The sequence below is a fragment of the Jeotgalibacillus marinus genome, assembly GCF_040801915.1.
Classification (GTDB): domain Bacteria; phylum Bacillota; class Bacilli; order Bacillales; family Jeotgalibacillaceae; genus Jeotgalibacillus; species Jeotgalibacillus marinus.
On sequence record NZ_JBFMIA010000017.1, the window covers coordinates 1 to 15,475 of the forward strand.

At 36.8% G+C, this 15,475-nt stretch carries 19 protein-coding genes, 1 pseudogene and 2 riboswitches; of the genes and pseudogenes, 4 read left to right on the forward strand and 16 right to left on the reverse strand.

Going from position 1 to position 15,475, the window contains the following annotated elements:
- Nucleotides 1-824: 824 nt before the first annotated feature.
- The 3 genes and pseudogenes from AB1471_RS13730 to AB1471_RS13740 form a co-directional block, all read right to left on the reverse strand.
- Complete coding sequence (locus AB1471_RS13730) at nucleotides 825-965, reverse strand: hypothetical protein (RefSeq protein ID WP_367780340.1); 141 nt, start codon at nucleotides 963-965, stop codon at nucleotides 825-827.
- Nucleotides 966-1,143: 178 nt separating this feature from the next.
- Nucleotides 1,144-1,311, reverse strand: coding sequence for a hypothetical protein (locus AB1471_RS13735; protein ID WP_367780386.1), 168 nt, complete (start codon nucleotides 1,309-1,311; stop codon nucleotides 1,144-1,146).
- Between the two features lie 91 nt (nucleotides 1,312-1,402).
- A pseudogene (locus tag AB1471_RS13740) lies at nucleotides 1,403-1,579 on the reverse strand (replication protein); the annotation flags it as partial.
- A gap of 549 nt (nucleotides 1,580-2,128) precedes the next feature.
- Here AB1471_RS13740 and AB1471_RS13745 point away from each other — a divergent pair.
- On the forward strand, nucleotides 2,129-2,257 hold the full coding sequence (locus AB1471_RS13745) for a hypothetical protein (RefSeq protein WP_367780342.1): 129 nt from the start codon (nucleotides 2,129-2,131) through the stop codon (nucleotides 2,255-2,257).
- A gap of 882 nt (nucleotides 2,258-3,139) precedes the next feature.
- Here AB1471_RS13745 and AB1471_RS13750 read toward each other — a convergent pair.
- The 3 genes from AB1471_RS13750 to AB1471_RS13760 all read right to left on the reverse strand — a co-directional run bounded on the left by AB1471_RS13750 (nucleotide 3,140) and on the right by AB1471_RS13760 (nucleotide 5,376).
- A complete protein-coding gene (locus tag AB1471_RS13750; RefSeq protein WP_367780343.1) occupies nucleotides 3,140-4,042 on the reverse strand; it encodes a hypothetical protein in 903 nt (300 codons plus the stop codon).
- Entirely contained in the window at nucleotides 4,039-4,335 is a 297-nt protein-coding gene (locus tag AB1471_RS13755) for a hypothetical protein (RefSeq protein WP_367780344.1), read from the reverse strand. Before AB1471_RS13755 ends, AB1471_RS13750 begins: the two co-directional genes overlap by 4 nt.
- A gap of 129 nt (nucleotides 4,336-4,464) precedes the next feature.
- Nucleotides 4,465-5,376, reverse strand: a complete 912-nt coding sequence (locus AB1471_RS13760) for a hypothetical protein (protein ID WP_367780345.1) — start codon at nucleotides 5,374-5,376, stop codon at nucleotides 4,465-4,467.
- A gap of 129 nt (nucleotides 5,377-5,505) precedes the next feature.
- Between AB1471_RS13760 and AB1471_RS13765 the strand changes: the two genes are divergently transcribed.
- Nucleotides 5,506-5,823, forward strand: a complete 318-nt coding sequence (locus AB1471_RS13765; RefSeq protein ID WP_367780346.1) for a MerR family transcriptional regulator — start codon at nucleotides 5,506-5,508, stop codon at nucleotides 5,821-5,823.
- A gap of 357 nt (nucleotides 5,824-6,180) precedes the next feature.
- Here AB1471_RS13765 and AB1471_RS13770 read toward each other — a convergent pair whose 3' ends face one another.
- The gene (locus AB1471_RS13770; RefSeq protein WP_367780347.1) at nucleotides 6,181-6,669 is read right to left on the reverse strand and encodes a hypothetical protein; all 489 of its coding nucleotides are present in this window, start codon (nucleotides 6,667-6,669) and stop codon (nucleotides 6,181-6,183) included.
- A gap of 488 nt (nucleotides 6,670-7,157) precedes the next feature.
- On the opposite strand from AB1471_RS13770, the gene AB1471_RS13775 reads away from it, so the two are divergent.
- Together AB1471_RS13775 and AB1471_RS13780 are read left to right on the forward strand one after the other, a co-directional pair.
- Nucleotides 7,158-7,283: a hypothetical protein gene (locus tag AB1471_RS13775; RefSeq protein WP_367780348.1), complete on the forward strand. Its 126-nt coding sequence runs from the start codon at nucleotides 7,158-7,160 to the stop codon at nucleotides 7,281-7,283.
- Nucleotides 7,271-7,780 carry a hypothetical protein gene (locus AB1471_RS13780; protein WP_367780349.1) on the forward strand — a complete coding sequence of 170 codons (510 nt, stop codon included), beginning with the start codon at nucleotides 7,271-7,273 and terminating at the stop codon, nucleotides 7,778-7,780. The genes AB1471_RS13775 and AB1471_RS13780 overlap by 13 nt, the downstream gene beginning before the upstream one ends.
- A gap of 236 nt (nucleotides 7,781-8,016) precedes the next feature.
- Here AB1471_RS13780 and AB1471_RS13785 read toward each other — a convergent pair whose 3' ends face one another.
- From AB1471_RS13785 to tenA, 9 genes are all read right to left on the reverse strand, one after another.
- The gene (locus tag AB1471_RS13785; protein WP_496350334.1) at nucleotides 8,017-8,292 is read right to left on the reverse strand and encodes a GNAT family N-acetyltransferase; all 276 of its coding nucleotides are present in this window, start codon (nucleotides 8,290-8,292) and stop codon (nucleotides 8,017-8,019) included.
- Between the two features lie 46 nt (nucleotides 8,293-8,338).
- Nucleotides 8,339-8,746, reverse strand: coding sequence for a (4Fe-4S)-binding protein (locus AB1471_RS13790; RefSeq protein ID WP_367780350.1), 408 nt, complete (start codon nucleotides 8,744-8,746; stop codon nucleotides 8,339-8,341).
- A 390-nt stretch (nucleotides 8,747-9,136) separates the two neighbouring features.
- Nucleotides 9,137-9,943 (reverse strand): bifunctional hydroxymethylpyrimidine kinase/phosphomethylpyrimidine kinase, encoded by an 807-nt coding sequence (gene thiD, locus AB1471_RS13795; protein ID WP_367780351.1) that lies wholly within the window; start codon nucleotides 9,941-9,943, stop codon nucleotides 9,137-9,139.
- A gap of 33 nt (nucleotides 9,944-9,976) precedes the next feature.
- Nucleotides 9,977-10,993, reverse strand: a complete 1,017-nt coding sequence (locus AB1471_RS13800) for a thiazole biosynthesis adenylyltransferase ThiF (RefSeq protein ID WP_367780352.1) — start codon at nucleotides 10,991-10,993, stop codon at nucleotides 9,977-9,979.
- Entirely contained in the window at nucleotides 10,990-11,757 is a 768-nt protein-coding gene (locus tag AB1471_RS13805; protein ID WP_367780353.1) for a thiazole synthase, read from the reverse strand. The genes AB1471_RS13800 and AB1471_RS13805 overlap by 4 nt, the downstream gene beginning before the upstream one ends.
- Before the next feature lie 2 nt (nucleotides 11,758-11,759).
- Nucleotides 11,760-11,963, reverse strand: coding sequence for a sulfur carrier protein ThiS (gene thiS / locus AB1471_RS13810; RefSeq protein WP_367780354.1), 204 nt, complete (start codon nucleotides 11,961-11,963; stop codon nucleotides 11,760-11,762).
- Between the two features lie 16 nt (nucleotides 11,964-11,979).
- Nucleotides 11,980-13,104 carry a glycine oxidase ThiO gene (thiO, locus tag AB1471_RS13815; protein WP_367780355.1) on the reverse strand — a complete coding sequence of 375 codons (1,125 nt, stop codon included), beginning with the start codon at nucleotides 13,102-13,104 and terminating at the stop codon, nucleotides 11,980-11,982.
- 43 nt (nucleotides 13,105-13,147) lie between these two features.
- On the reverse strand, nucleotides 13,148-13,753 hold the full coding sequence (tenI, locus tag AB1471_RS13820; RefSeq protein WP_367780356.1) for a thiazole tautomerase TenI: 606 nt from the start codon (nucleotides 13,751-13,753) through the stop codon (nucleotides 13,148-13,150).
- Nucleotides 13,754-13,850: 97 nt separating this feature from the next.
- Nucleotides 13,851-13,953, reverse strand: a riboswitch (TPP riboswitch).
- A 448-nt stretch (nucleotides 13,954-14,401) separates the two neighbouring features.
- Nucleotides 14,402-15,088 carry a thiaminase II gene (gene tenA / locus AB1471_RS13825; protein WP_367780357.1) on the reverse strand — a complete coding sequence of 229 codons (687 nt, stop codon included), beginning with the start codon at nucleotides 15,086-15,088 and terminating at the stop codon, nucleotides 14,402-14,404.
- Between the two features lie 125 nt (nucleotides 15,089-15,213).
- Nucleotides 15,214-15,350, reverse strand: a riboswitch (TPP riboswitch).
- Nucleotides 15,351-15,475: the final 125 nt, after the last annotated feature.

Here is a 15,475-nt window from a genome sequence, read left to right on the forward strand (position 1 = left end):
CAGTATCATAAAAAATTGAGGTGAAAAGTAAAACGAATGCACCAAAAATATAAAAATAACTAATTAAGGAAACGCCTAAAGGTCTCTTCAAAAATTCACCCTACTTTCCTGTGTTTCTTTATAAAAAAGATTGATCATTCTCTACCTATGTTCTTCCACAATCGCACCTTTAGTTAAACAATGAATTTGTTAAAACACTCCCCCAATAAAGAAAACTCATAGTAAAAAAAACAAACGCAAATGTTGTTAATGCTTTTGGTAACTTACCATAGAAGTATATAAGTCCTAATCCAATTAATATGTGAATGAAAGCAAAAAAAACAAGACTCATACACCTCACCTCTCACATAAATTGTATCATTTAACATAATGAAAAATAATCTATTTTCCCACTAATCTGCACCGTTAGTTCAATTTTGCTTACTCCAGAATCTGGTCCGATTACTGAACAAGAAAAAATCCTGCATATCAACACAGGATTTTTGATCAAACTTTTTTACAAATTATCAAACTTTATTATAAACGATCAGACTTTTTTATAAATTATCAAACTTTGTTTTAAAGCCACAACAGGCCCTTATTTTACGATACACAAAAAGAATCCATTTTGAAAAAAGATTGATCAAAATGGATTCTTCTTTCCTTGTGAATTAGTATAAATTTTTTAAAAAAAGTTTGATCAAAAGTTTTCATAAACCTTTCTACATCAATATTTTCTTCAAAATTACCCTTCTAAAACGGTTAAACTTTTTTCAAAACATTGCAACTTTTTTATAAACGGTGCGACTTTATTCAAAACAATTAAACTTTGTTTTAATGCCACATTAAGGGTGCATATTGTCAAAACATTCACCATGATGCGGCTCGCAATTTCCTGGTATTCCTTGAGCATTGGCATTTCCACTGATTAATAATGGTGTTAATAATACCGTTGCAAATACTAGACTCATGAACTTTTTTTTCAATCAAATTCCTCCTATTAGTTATTTTGAATCATCTATAGTATAATTGTCGGAAGATTCTAACACAACAGAAATATTACCCAATTTGTCTGCATACCCAAAGGGGAAAAACGTCGCATCTTTTTTACAAACATCGCGACTTTATTCAAAACATCGCATCTTTTTTATAAACGTCGTGACTTTATTTCAAATCCACAACAACGGGTTTAGGTGAAATCTGTTTACTCTCCATACTGTCCTTATTTTCTATTATTAAAGCGACCTTCATTTCCATTCTTTTTTTCATAGAAATAAGAACAACAAATCCGATTACGATGAAACCAACAGTTATCCAAAGTAACAAATCCATTTTTTACACCCCATTTTTATGAATTTCTTTGTCCCGTTTACTTAACAAAAATTTATACTTTCTTATCTTTTAAAAATAGCATAAGCTATCTTTATTTTGAACATCCATGTCTATTTGATTTAATATATTGACCGACTATGTAAGCCGAATTATCGGAAAGCAAAGGGAACCAATCATCAAAACGTTCTTCAATCGCATAATCTAAAAGTTGCTTCATTTCCTTAATATCATTTTCTCTAATAAATATTATCATTTCTTTGATCAATTCGTATCTATCCGAAAATCAACATCAACACCTTAAAGATCAAAAGCAAAAGCATAAGATACTTTCCCTTTTACCGTCCGAATCGTATTGATCGTAATCGACTAAAATATTTTGGGAAGGTAGGTACCTGAACCTCTCCTTCCAAAAGATAAGTCCATTAGCCCCTTCTGCAAGAGCAACGATCGATCTAGTCTTAACATGTAATGAAAAGGAAAGTGAAGCAGTTGATCCTCTTTTCTTCACTTCCCTTTTCAAACAGTTAAGCTACTCTACGAGCCAATCAATCATTGTTGCTAACGCAATCGTGAAGACCACACGACTCTTGCAAAAGCGTCTAACTTCTCAATTTATTCTACCTGTTAAAAGGGGAAAAATCCTCCCCTGTTGGGAACGCAATTTCATTCGGAAGGAAAAAGGGAAAACCAACAAATAAAAAACAAAGGAAATGGAGAGATTAAAATGAAACTAGAAGACTTGAGAACGGTAGGTAAAGAACTTAAATCACACGCTCTATCAAAATATGTATGCTCTTAATTGAGGTTCGAGTATTTCATGATCAAGATGATTCACTTTCTGTTGAAGTTAAATGCGATGCTAAGAGTGGAGGACTCACTGATCAATATTGGAGATATTATTTCACTGATGAATATGAAGCTGATGAAAGATTGGCTTTCTCCATGATTTAGGGAATTTCTGAAAAAAAAGATTTGAATCGGAAAGTTCTCTCAAATAACTTATAGCCTCATCGAAATCTTTTAAGTAACCCTTAATTCTATTACTGTCTAAATAATCAGTTATAACAGGGTGGTTAAATGAATATGTTACTCTTCCATTAAAGCTAATAGGTTGCCAATAGTACAAAAACTGTAGTTTTTGGTAACAAACACGAAAATTTATCGTTAAAGCAACTAGTTACTTTGCGGTCTATAGCAGCTACCCTGTCATCAAGCCTTATTGTTGTCAGATTCAGAAGTAGCATTTTCCATTTCATCTATTTTTTTTAAATTTAGGGTCTAATATCTCCATTTCACTGCTATATGTTCTAACAACATACTCAAAAGTGAATGAAGAGGCTTTCTGTCTGTATTGAATTGATCTTTTCCATAACCAATAGTCAATTTCAATTCGATTAGATGGATCATTTTAATGATTATTTCCAACTGGTCGGAGGTACCTTTAATATATAAAGATAGTCGTTTTAATTTAGAAATACTGTTTAGAGAAAGTTGAATGGCATCGGATGTACTATTATGTATTTTTCTCATTTTTTCTATAAAATTAAGCGCTTGTGCATCTGGGTTTTTTTATATTGTCACAATTATATTTGGAGCTTTCTTAGTTTCGTTAAAAATTGATAACATCGGAATTATAGGTAATATAATTTTGACAATTATGGGGTTTGCAATTATTTTTGTTGCTATTTATGTTTTTAAAAGAAACAATGAATAACTGTCTTGTTGCGTTTAAAATATTTTGATAGTTATTATCCCCTCGTATGTTATCGCTATAAACGAATAAAAGAGCCTAGCAATTTAGCTAAGCTCTTCTATTGAATATCTATACTTATTCTTTTGGTCGTAGATTGCTAAAGTCAAAACGATGTATTGAATACACACCTGCGTCATAGTCAGAAGCTTTAGCCCAATCTCCACTAGGTGCATAGTCTGCATACCCCATGTCATTTCCTCGTAATTCTACGTCTATAGGATCATCCACGAATAATATTTTAGCTACATTAAATGCGGTGTCTTTCTTTACCTTCTTGATAAAGTCCTCTGCAATCAGTTTTAAATCGTCTTCGGTTGCGTTCACGTCATCAGGTAGAATCCAGTAACTAAGACGAATCACGTCACCTAGATTGCTGTCATCTTCATGAACGACTTCATAATCAGGAATCACTACAGGGGTAAGGTCTAACATTTCGTTTATTTCACTTGTTAGTTGATTAACACGTTCGGTATCTATTTGATTCCCTTCCATCTCTTCACCATATACGTCATATAGTTCAGTAATAAGTGAACCCACTGTTAACATTCTTCCTTGATCATTTTCATCTTCGAAGTTATCGACTTCTATTTCTTCAACAATTTTATCTACACCGACATCAATATAAACGACTCTTAATGAACTCCAACTACTAGAATCTTTATATCCTTCATGAACGTCTTCATAGTTTTCTAGTATATTTTCATAAAGTACAGTCATTTCTATCTCATATCCTCTTACATATGCATACTTTATTTCTTCTAATACTTCCTGATCTTCTGCTTCTTCTTCCTCTGCTTCAGCAACTTCTTCATCATGAACACTATCAAACAATCCAATGACACCAGCTGATAAAATCATGATCAATCCTATGTAGCCGAGTTTACTCTGATATATTTCACCCTCGTTATTTGCCTGTCTTCTTTTTAAAAACCAAGTAACCACTAATATCCATCCTGTTATTGAAATTAACGAAATCACTTATTTTCCTCCTGCTGAGCAAGTTTATTCTTTCTTCGTTCTTCTATAAATTTTCTCTTTCTTTCCTCAAAATCTTCATCAGCAGTAGAAGAATCATCTATCTCATCACGATCAGTGAACCAAGATGGAAGCTGTTCTTTACGAATTTCCTTATTAGTCTTTCTGTTTTCTCCTTTGATTGACTTTATTTCAGCTTTAAGCGAACGAACCTCATCATCTAATTTATTTAACTTGTCCACTATCTTATTTAGTACCTCGTTGTTCTTCTCTTGGTATTGGTTTAAATTATTCATTGTAAAACCCTCCTTATGGAGCATTGAACGCTATGCGTTCACTAAGTAATACCGTTCAGACGCTTACCGTCTGATGCGTTCAAAATTAACTACTTGAATAAGCGACTTTTTAGTAATTATTGATTCTTCCTAGAAATTAAAATCCAGTCCCTGCATCTCACTAACAATATTCTTCAATTCTTCCGTATCCCAGTTATCTGAAGCTTCAGGTATACGATCAGCTAACTCCTTGTACTCATTCGCCATATCAACCAACTGTTCATGATCTTCTTGGTACTCTTCAGGCACTTCTTCACGATCACTCTCTGTGATGATCGAACCAGAGAACACTGATGTTGAAACCATCCGTTCTAGATGATCATGCCATCCCTCTTCAAACATTCCGTAAGGGGAAGTAAACATGTCTTCAAATCCTTCAATCTCACCGTTAATCATTCCAGTTATACTAATGACCCATTCATCATAGGTGCTGTATTTCCAAGGAACGGCAGGGTATTCAATGGTATCTATATCTACTTGATCGGTGATCTTAACGATCTCATCTGATACAATTTTCATTTCATCGGTAATATCTTTTAATTCGTCTGACTCTCTATTCTCTGAAGCATCGGGTATCTGTTCCACCAAATTTTTATATTTATCTACCAAAACAAGTAACTCATCAAATTCTTCCTTATGCTCTTCAGGGATGTTACTACGACTTAATAAATTTTGGATATGGCTATTTGTACTCTCTAATAGTACAGATAGTTCAGTGAACCACTTTTCTGAATCGTTGGATCTTCCGACCAATTCTTTAAAATTATCTGATATAGAATCGGTTGCAGAAACATAGATGTTCATGTATTCGCTGTATGTAAATCCGTCCATGATTGAACCGCTATTTACATTTTCTACTTCTTCCACTGGTGTAGGATCTTCGATTGCTTGTGCTGTCTCTTCTGTAGGTTCGGCTACATCTTCCACCACTACTTCTTCCGTACATGCGACAAGCACGGTTGATAAGATTGACACACCCATTAAACTGATTAATTTACTCATTATGTATTCCTCCTGATATGTTCTATCTTTACAATTATACCGAACACTTGCACCGTATGATCGTAAAAAAACCAAAATAAAGAGGAAATATCATATCCTATATCGTATATTTAAAGTAAGGTGATTTTAATGAGTGATATATTCATTGATACAAAAGAAAAGTCTGATAAACAGGATCATACAATGATCTTAGTCACAGCAAAAGAAGCATCTGATATGTTAGGTGTGCCAAATCCAACGTTACGTAAGTATGCCCAGTTGATAGAGGAAGAAGGGAAGATCTTTCACCGTAACAAACAGGGACATAGAGGATTTTTTCATGAGGATATTTCTCTTATCAAACGGATCATGGAATTATCTAATACACCAAAGGTATCAATAGATCAGGCGATAAAGTCAGTGTTACAAACGGTTGATACGTCTGTCTACAAAACGATCGTTTTATAGACCACAAAACATAGGCTTGAAAATAGATCATAAACGCCTTCGGAACGAAAAATACAAACATACATTCTATAAAAAAGATATAAAAATAAAAATACGCCTTCGAAACCCACAGTTATGGATATAACATCAAAAGTTATCGAAGTCGTTTTTGAGGGCTGCAATACAAGGATGATCGGTCCGTTAAAAGGCTCTAATACATTCGTTTTCTGCACTCATTCAATACCGCCAATTTGATGTACCGAATTGGCGGTAATGGAGAACCCTTATTTTTTGTGGTCCTATGCAATTCAACAAGGGAAAGAACTATTAGGTATTTAATCGTTAAAGATCCAGTATATGTACTGGATCTTTTCACAATCACTTTATCTCATTATGAACAAATAGATCATCGGCAATGTTAGGAGTATCATCCCATAGGAATTTTTCCCAATTTACTTTTTCGATTGTTTCTTCTGAGAAACTAGCTCGATATATTTCATTGAATGTGGAGTTACCGTAAGCATCAGAAAATGGGAAGACGGCAGAAATGGTTAGACTATTAAATCGATCATCCTCGCTAAATTCCTTCAGTATGTTATGTATAGCCATCTCAATACTTCCTTTGATCGAAACGATATTATCCTTTGCGTATACCTCAGCTTCAACTGATCCTGTTTCTTCGTCATATGTCATGTCAAGTATGCTGTCTTCATCGTTAAATGAGTTTGTTTCTTTGAATTCATCATGTAAGATGCTAATGATCGTTTCCTCTGCTGTTTGTGGTTCTGAAGATTCTTCTTCCCCTCCACAAGCTGCCAATACTAAAGACAGTGCAAACAAGGCTAAAACATTTTTAAAATTTTTCATTTACTATTCCCCTATTCCTTTTTACATACCTATTAGACGCACACAATCACGCCAGGTTCGTCCATAATTATAATCCCATACTAAACTTCAATCAATAGGGGGAAGCTCTAATATTATAGTTAGTTTACAACTAACATAACAATCCATCGAAGGCCGTTTTTAATTGCAGATTTCACCCGCTGTTCATCCTGGATCATACGAAGGGTAAACGTGTACCTGCTGAATTAATGAAAGAAATAGGCATGAAAGGGATAAAACCCGATAATGACAGACAAATAGAAGCATATGAACGATTGAAGCAGTAGGGCTTGGTGAAGACGGTGGATTTTATCTAACGGACGAAATGTATTAAATTGTAGCTGTTCCAACCAATAACACATAGTACACTTTTAGGGAAGTTCTCTATTGAGTTATTTTTTTCAAAAAAATAATTCTTCTTTGTTTTTTGGAATAATCTGAGTAAAATGAGAAATGAAGGAGGTGAAAATATGACAACATTATTTTGCGAAGGAATGAATATGGCTAATTTATCAAGGAAAATCGAAGAAGTCTCCCTTACTCCCTATGGGGTAGCAAAACAGAAATACCATGGGATAAGTGTATGCAGTTGGTAATAACAGAAGATCCAGAGGCTGTGTACCACCTAAAACTTATCATGAAGAATGGTAAAGATGTAGTAGCACCTACATTAGAGCTTAATGGTTTAATAAATTTAATTAACTACCTGCACTCTGAAGATGAAAGTCCAAGTTATGAACCACTTAACAGAACAACAATGTTTGACACACATACCAATACGTATCAATTGATGAAAAGAATCGAAAAGTTAAGCCCCGGTTCTCTTCGAAATTTATTGGAAGAAGAAAAAGAAAATATCAAAAAGTCAAGCGGTGGTTCTGTAACTGTATTGAGAGAAGAAAAAACACACAATGATATGTGTGATAGATTGGAAGTTGCAGCTGATCCACAGGGGTTGTACCATCTTACTATTATTATGAAAAGTGGTAATCATGTAGCAGCAAACAATTTAGAATTAGATAGCTTAATAAAAATATTTGTCCATTTGCACGAGGAAGGCGCAAGTAATGAATCCGGTTTTTTAAAACCATAATAAAAACCGTCTTGTATGATAGATTACTTGGCGGTCTTATCTGTATGTATGATCTATAACTATTCGCTTTTTGCTGACATTATTCTTGTTTCATTCTCTATTGTGATCAAACCTTAGAAAATGACAAAAAACATCAACTTCATTTGTTACTTTCCCACCTTTTAGCAGCCAAGGCTTTTTAAAAAAAGCGCTTGGCTGCTTGCTTATCTCTTAATTCACTTAGGTAAAAATCCAAGTTACTTAGCTAGAACATCATAATATTGATTCTTTTTGTCAAATTGACTTTTCGCAAATGGACAAAGGGGGATAATTTTCTTATTTTCTTCTCTAGCTAATGTGACGACCCTTTCTACTAACTTTTCTGCTATTCCTTCACCACGAAGTTGTTCTGAAACGAATGTATGATCAATAATAAGTCGCTCTGCCCCTGTTGACACAAACGTAATTTCAGCAACCATTTGATCTTCTTTTTCTATATAAAACTTATTTTTCCCTTTAATAATATTTTCCATGATTACCCTCTTTTCTATATCTATTATATTAGTTTATTTTTTATGTTTAGCTTTTATTTACATGACTATTATCACAGAAGGGACCATTTTGAGTAGACCCACATCCACAAAGTGCTGCTCGTGTACATTTAATGGTCTGTTCTTTCTGTTTTATCGAGAGATTTCCTCTAATAAACATAGGACCATTAAGAGTAGCTTCGATTGTTGTCTCTTTAGCTGAACTTTCTTGCTGGAAACCATCTTTTCGTTCATATTGCAAAGCACCACTTGGACATTTTTCAATTACTTCTACGATTTTATCTACAGTTTCCCCATCTGCATTCACCCACGGTTTCTCTTTAAGATTGAACACTTTGGGTAAGCCCCTTACGCACTTAGCTGCATGAATACATCTTTCACGATGAAAGATCACATCAATATTCTCTCCAGTATATCGTTTACTTTCTGTATTCATTTACAATTCACTCCTGTATAAAATAAATTCTGATTTTTTGATATTAGCTACATTGAGAGTATCATATAAAAGTAGTCTATTACTGTCAATTAAAAAATCTCGATTTAAATATATTTTATTTTGAGATTTTTTGTGAAAGTGTTACTTATCGTAATATGTCTTTCAATGTAACTCAGTAGAGAAGGTGAATATAGGAAAAAGTCACATATATTCATTAACAATGAAAAAAGCCAGATGATCTGACCGTTATACGAAAAAGGACCACACAAATGATTCTGCGTGATCCTTTTACATGATGTCTATTGAAGAAACGAACATAATATTCATGATTGGTTCTTACAAGGGACACAGTTGAGTTTACCATTTGTCCCTAATTTTTTAATGTATGCTTCACACATTCACCTTTCGATTTCTATACGCCATATGATTGGTTGGTCCATGACCGGCTCCAATGCCTAAACTATCTTCTATCGCCGCATGGATAAAGGACTTAGCCGTTTCTACAGCTTCTAAAATGGACTTACCTTTTGCTAATTCCGCAGTGACGGCAGCAGCAAATGTACAGCCCGTGCCATGCGTATGCTTTGTATCGATTCGAGGACTAGAAAATAGATGGTACGTGTTACCATCAAACAAAAGATCCGTTACTTCGTTCCCATCATCATGTCCACCTTTTATCACGACACTTTTGGCTCCTAGGTCAAAAATCGTTTTTGCAGCCCTTTTTCGATCTTCTAACGACACAATCTTAAAGCCAACTAATTTTTCAGCTTCTGGAATATTTGGCGTAATACAAAAAGCAATCGGTATTAGTTTCTTTTTTAGTGTGTCCACCGATTCCTCCAGTAATAATGGGGACCCACCTTTTGCAATCATGACTGGATCAACAACTACCTTTGCCATCTTTTCTTTTTTTATGGCATGTGCAACAGCTTCAATGATTTCACTATTAAAGAGCATGCCTGTTTTCACGGCATTCGGATGTAAGTCTGCTCCCACTGATTTTATTTGGTCTATCACTGCTTCAACGGTTAATGGGAAGATCCCTTGCACGCCTAATGTATTTTGGGCAGTTACCGCTGTAATGGCTGACATCCCATAGACCTCTAGTTCCTGAAACGTCTTTAAATCCGCTTGAATTCCAGCCCCTCCACCACTATCAGATCCTGCAATTGTTAAAGCCTTAGAAATTCTCATTTATTATCCCCCTTAAGATTCCAGTAGAAAATTTCAACCCAAGTAGCGGTGATATAACGTTCTAGCTTCCGCAACGTCTTTTGTTCCGTGAATTAATACCCGACCATCCTTAAACATAACAAGGCGGTGATCACCGATTGAAAAAGAGAGTAAGTATGGGTTTTGTGATATCTCTCCTTGTTCTGAAAGGACCTTAGCCAAATTTTCTAAATCTCTATCCATTGGTTCAGGGGGGCGGATTTGAACGGTATCTCTTCCACATAATACGGCGGTTTTTGTTTGGTTTGAAATAGATAAATACGGATACGTACGATTTGAACCGCAAGATAAACAACTTTCTTTCTTGACCTTGTCGACGTTAATCGCTACATGTTGATTTTCCCATAGATCAAAAGAAACAAGTTTTTTTCTTAAAGCGTGGGTATCTTCAACTAAAACTTTTAATGCTTCTACGGTTTGGTAGGAAACGACCATTTGAACCGCAGGGCTAATAATTCCGCCAGTATCACATGTCATTCCCCCCATTGGTACAGTCTCTAACAAACAATTCAAACACGGGGTTTCTCCTGGAAGGATCGTATAGCTAATCCCGTAGCTTCCAACACATGCACCATATATCCAAGGGATCTGATGTTTCTGAGAAATGTCATTGATCATCATCCGAATATCGAAATTATCAGTTGCATCCATGATTAAATCGACACCCTGAACAAGCTGTTCGAGTTCTTCTACAGAGACATCCATTACATGGGACTCAATCTCTACCTCCGAATTGATAAGCGTTAGACGCTCTTTCGCAGAGACCGCTTTAGGGAGCCGCTGATTGGCATCTTTTTCGGTATAAAGCTGTTGACGCTGGAGGTTACTCCACTCCACATAGTCACGATCCACAATCGTCAGCTTACCGACTCCTGCACGAACAAGCACTTCGGCACTGCCCGTTCCCAGCGCACCTGCACCGATCACTAACACATGTTTCTTGCTAATTTTCAATTGCCCCTCTGACCCGATTGGAGCAAATAATTCTTGTCTTGAATACCGTTCATTCAACTAACGCTCATTCCTTCCATAGGGCTGCTCGCTGTCGCATATCGCTTTTTCGGAATACGGCCTGCTTCAAACCCTAGTCGTCCCGCTTCAATCGCAAGCTTCATCGCCTTGGCCATTTTCACCGGGTCATTTGCTCCAGAAACCGCCGTATTAAGTAACACACCATCCGCCCCTAATTCCATTGCAATGGCAGCATCAGAAGGCGTTCCAACTCCAGCGTCCACGATAACAGGTACATTTGCCTGTTCAATAATAAAGCTAAGGTTTAATGGATTAACAATCCCTTGACCCGAACCAATTGGTGATGCACCAGGCATAATCGCATGACAGCCTAGGTCTTCTAGTCGTTTCGCTAGTAGCACATCGTCTGAAGTATAAGGTAAAACGGTAAATCCTTCTTTTAACAGTTCTTCCGATGCCTTTAATGTTTCTACTGGATCGGGCAATAACGTTTTTTGGCAGCCGATGACTTCAACTTTAACCATGTCACAAAGACCAGAAGCTTTCGCTAATTTAGCAATTCGAACCGCTTCTTCTGCTGTCTTTGCACCTGCTGTATTCGGAAGTAATATGTACTTTTTTACATCTAACTTTTCTAAAAAGTTCGGTTGACTTGGTTCAAATATATTCATTCTTCGCACAGAGAACGTTAAAATCTCTGCTTCAGATACTTCTACCGCTTCTTTTTGAACATCAAAATTAGGATATTTTCCCGTACCTAGCAATAATCTTGACTTAAATTCATATGATCCAATCTTTAACATCTTCATCCGCCTCCTACAAAATGTACTAATTCAACTTTATCCCCGTCACAAAGTCTCGTTTCTTGGTGTGATCCTTTTTCCAATATCGTTTCATTCCATTCAACGATCACTACCTTTTGTTCTAACTCAAAGTGTTGCAGTAGATTAGATACGGTTTCCACTGTATTCGGGACTTCTAACTTGTCCCCGTTAATCACTAATTCCATTTTCTCCACCCCTCACTTAGGCTAATTCCGTTACTAAACGATCTAATCGAAAAGGTGCCAAATTGACTGATGGCGTTTTTCCTTCAACCAAGTCGGCGATCACCTCACCGGTTATTGGAGCAAGTAAGATCCCATTTCTATAATGTCCTGTTGCGAAAAATAATCCTTTATATTCAGGGTGTTCTCCTAAATACGGTAACCCATCAGCTGTTTGCGGTCGAGTACCAGCCCACGCCTGCTCCCATTCTGCCTCCACAATAGACGGCATCAGTTTTTTTGCCTTTTCCATCAGCAAGGAGATCCCCTCTATCGTCACTGTTTGGTTAAATGTTCTCGGTTTAACAGTTGCACCAACGATGATTCTTCCACCTTGCTTAGGCACAAGATAACAACCATGTGAAAAGATCGTACTCGATAGCATCGGGCACTGTGTGACCACAGAAAAACATTCCCCTTTTACCGGATAGGTAGCTAGCTGTAATCCTGTTTCTGAGAGTAACTTATTACTCCAAGCACCACCTGCTACAACGACCTTTTCACTCATAAAATGACCTTCATTCGTCACAACACCCATAACTTTCCCATCTGAAATCTGAATGTTATGCACTTCCACAAACTCTTTGATAACTACCCCACGTGCCGCTGCAGATTTTAAGAAACCTAAAGCTAACTGAGGGGCTTCTACTTGCCCATCTTGTTCAATATGCATGGCACCAGTAACAGCATCAGACAATACTGGCTCTTTCCTTCTTACCTCTTCTCCTGTCAGCCAATCGGCTTGTTCCCCATGTTGTTGTTGAATCGAAATGACTCGCTTATATTCCTGCTGTTCCTGTTCATTTAAGGCAACCTTTAGCATGCCTTTATTTTTGAGCTCAATATTTATTCCACTCGTGTCTTTTATTTCATCTGCTAGTTTTGTAAACATCGCTCTACTTTTTCTTGCTAATTGAAAGATGGTTCCCTCTCCATCCAATTCCGCTTGAGCCGCTAGCATTCCCGCAGCAGCTCCAGAAGATTGACTAGCCAGTCGACCCTTTTCCAACAAAAGAACCTTTGCCCCTCTTTTTGCAAGGTTATAGGCAATGGCGCCTCCATTAACACCCCCACCTACTACGATCGCACCATACCTATCGCTCATCAAAATCACCTTTTCCTATAAAACTGTCTAACACATGCCATTGTTAGATTAACAACTTTCGATTATATTCCTTTACTGTTGCTAACGGATCCTCTGCTTCTAGTACCCCTGACAACACAGCAACACCCTTTGCCCCCGCTTCGATGACCCCCCTAACATTTGTAGGTTTTATTCCACCTATTGCAACGACTGGAATAGACACAGCATTAGCAACGATTGCTAACTGTTCTAAACCCCTTGAGACTGCTCCTGGTTTCGATTGCGTGGGAAAAACATGTCCAAAAATAACATAATCTGCACCATGTTCTTGTGCCATTTGAGCTTCTTCGATTGAATGAACCGAACAACCAACCCTTAAGCTCGCAAACTGTTTTTTTACAATGGCAACAGGTAAGGAATGGTAGGCTAGTTGCACTCCTTCTACCTTTAATGCATAAGCCACATCTATTCGATCGTTGATGATTATTTTAGATAACGGAACCCTCTTGTCCGTTAATAACTTCGCCATCTCGAATATCTCTTTAGCTGTTTTTGACTTTTCACGAATATGAATGGCATCAATATATGGATGGATCGAACCAACAATTTCTGCTAATTGTTCTGGCTTCTGCCTTCCTGTTGATATGACATGTAGCTTTTCTTTTCTCATAGACGATCTCCTCTAATGGAAAGCGTAGATCTTTTTTCAGATCAATAAAAAAACCACCCCAGCATTGGAGTGGTTTTTGGTTATATGTAAAAACTATAACTTACATTTTCCACTTCCCTACGCCAGCTCTAACTAGATCAGGTTCAAAGGGTCTGGATTATCTCCATCTCGGTCTTTAAAAGACTCCCCTAGTGTTTTTTTATTCTTTTGTATAAGACTAGAATAACATACCGCTATCATTGCTAAAAGAAAATACTAAAAGATTACTTTTCCTCACTAACAGTTGATGTAGATTGTATGTCACTATCAAATAATTCTTGCACCAGAACCGCGTCAGCGATGACAAGATAGTTTAGATTCAATGGATTGGTGATTACAATACTATACCAATTTATTTTACCGTCTTCAGTAGGCGCATCCTTCGAGAGAAATTAGTAGAAGAACATAACGGTATACGTCACGACAGCACGTTTTCTTAATCCTGACTTCTATCACCAGCTTATGGTTATCATTCTCAACTAAAATAATCAGGACACCTCAATGGCTAATCATAAACTTCAAGGTTAGTGGACAAAAAAACGGCATCTGCCACCGGATGCCGTTTCCCATTTTATTTATCTGGTATCCTAACCTCACCAAACGCTTTTTCTATTTGTGACTTAATGCATCTTCTTGGACTGGCCATTCCTCTAATTTGTAAGCCATTTCCCAAAACGAATATTCGTATTGACTACTAATCATAAAATGTTCTTTCATACGTTCAAGGTCCTCTGATGTAAGCGTTTCAGCAATCTTGTCTATTCTATTGATTTGTTCCTCGACTAGCGTTCTGAACCATTCCCCACCATATGCAGCGATCCACTCTTGGTAAATCGGTTCTTCAGGGGAACACGACTGAAGTTTCTCCCCAATTTCATAGTAAAGCCAGTAGCAAGGTAATATGGCTGCGATAATATCGCCTAAATGCCCTTGATACGCGGCACGATACATATGTGATGTGTATGCATAGGCAGTAGGCGACGGCTTGAAGTTCGCTTGTTCTTCTTCAGTAATTCCAAGACGACTTGAAAAGTTCTTATGTAAAGCTAATTCCGCTTCATACGTTCCTTGAGCATGAGCTGCCAAGCTATTTGTTGTCTCCAAATCGTTCGCCCTTGCCGCACCTAAAGCTTGAACTTTTGCAAAATGAGACAAATAGTAAGCGTCTTGCATGACATAATAACGGAAGCTCTCTAAAGGCAATGTCCCATCACCAATTCCTGTAACGAAAGGATGCCCGAAGCTCGCTTCCCAAATGTGATCTGATTCCTCTCTTAAAAGCTTTGAAAATGTCATTTTAGTAGCCTCCCCAATAATATTGTTTAACTCCCCTTACTTCCCCTGATCTATGGCAAATAAAAAACCACTTTCTTTACAAACGTTAGAAAGTGGTTGTATTGGAAAAATAATTAACATCATACTGATCCGCAACGCCACTTCCCTACGCTGGTGTAAACCAGATCAGGTTCTAAGGGTCTTAAAGCTTTACTTTAATCTCAACCTTTTAACAAGCAAACGATTTCCATTTACCTGTTGGAAGGTCCCCCTAGTGGAAGATATTACTATTCAATTGCAAAATAAAATGCTACATAGAAAAGCCATCCAGTGACCACTTATAAGTAATGTCGACAAAACCAATTGGTCCGAACGATGACTCAAACTGATTTTATCACAATTACTCGT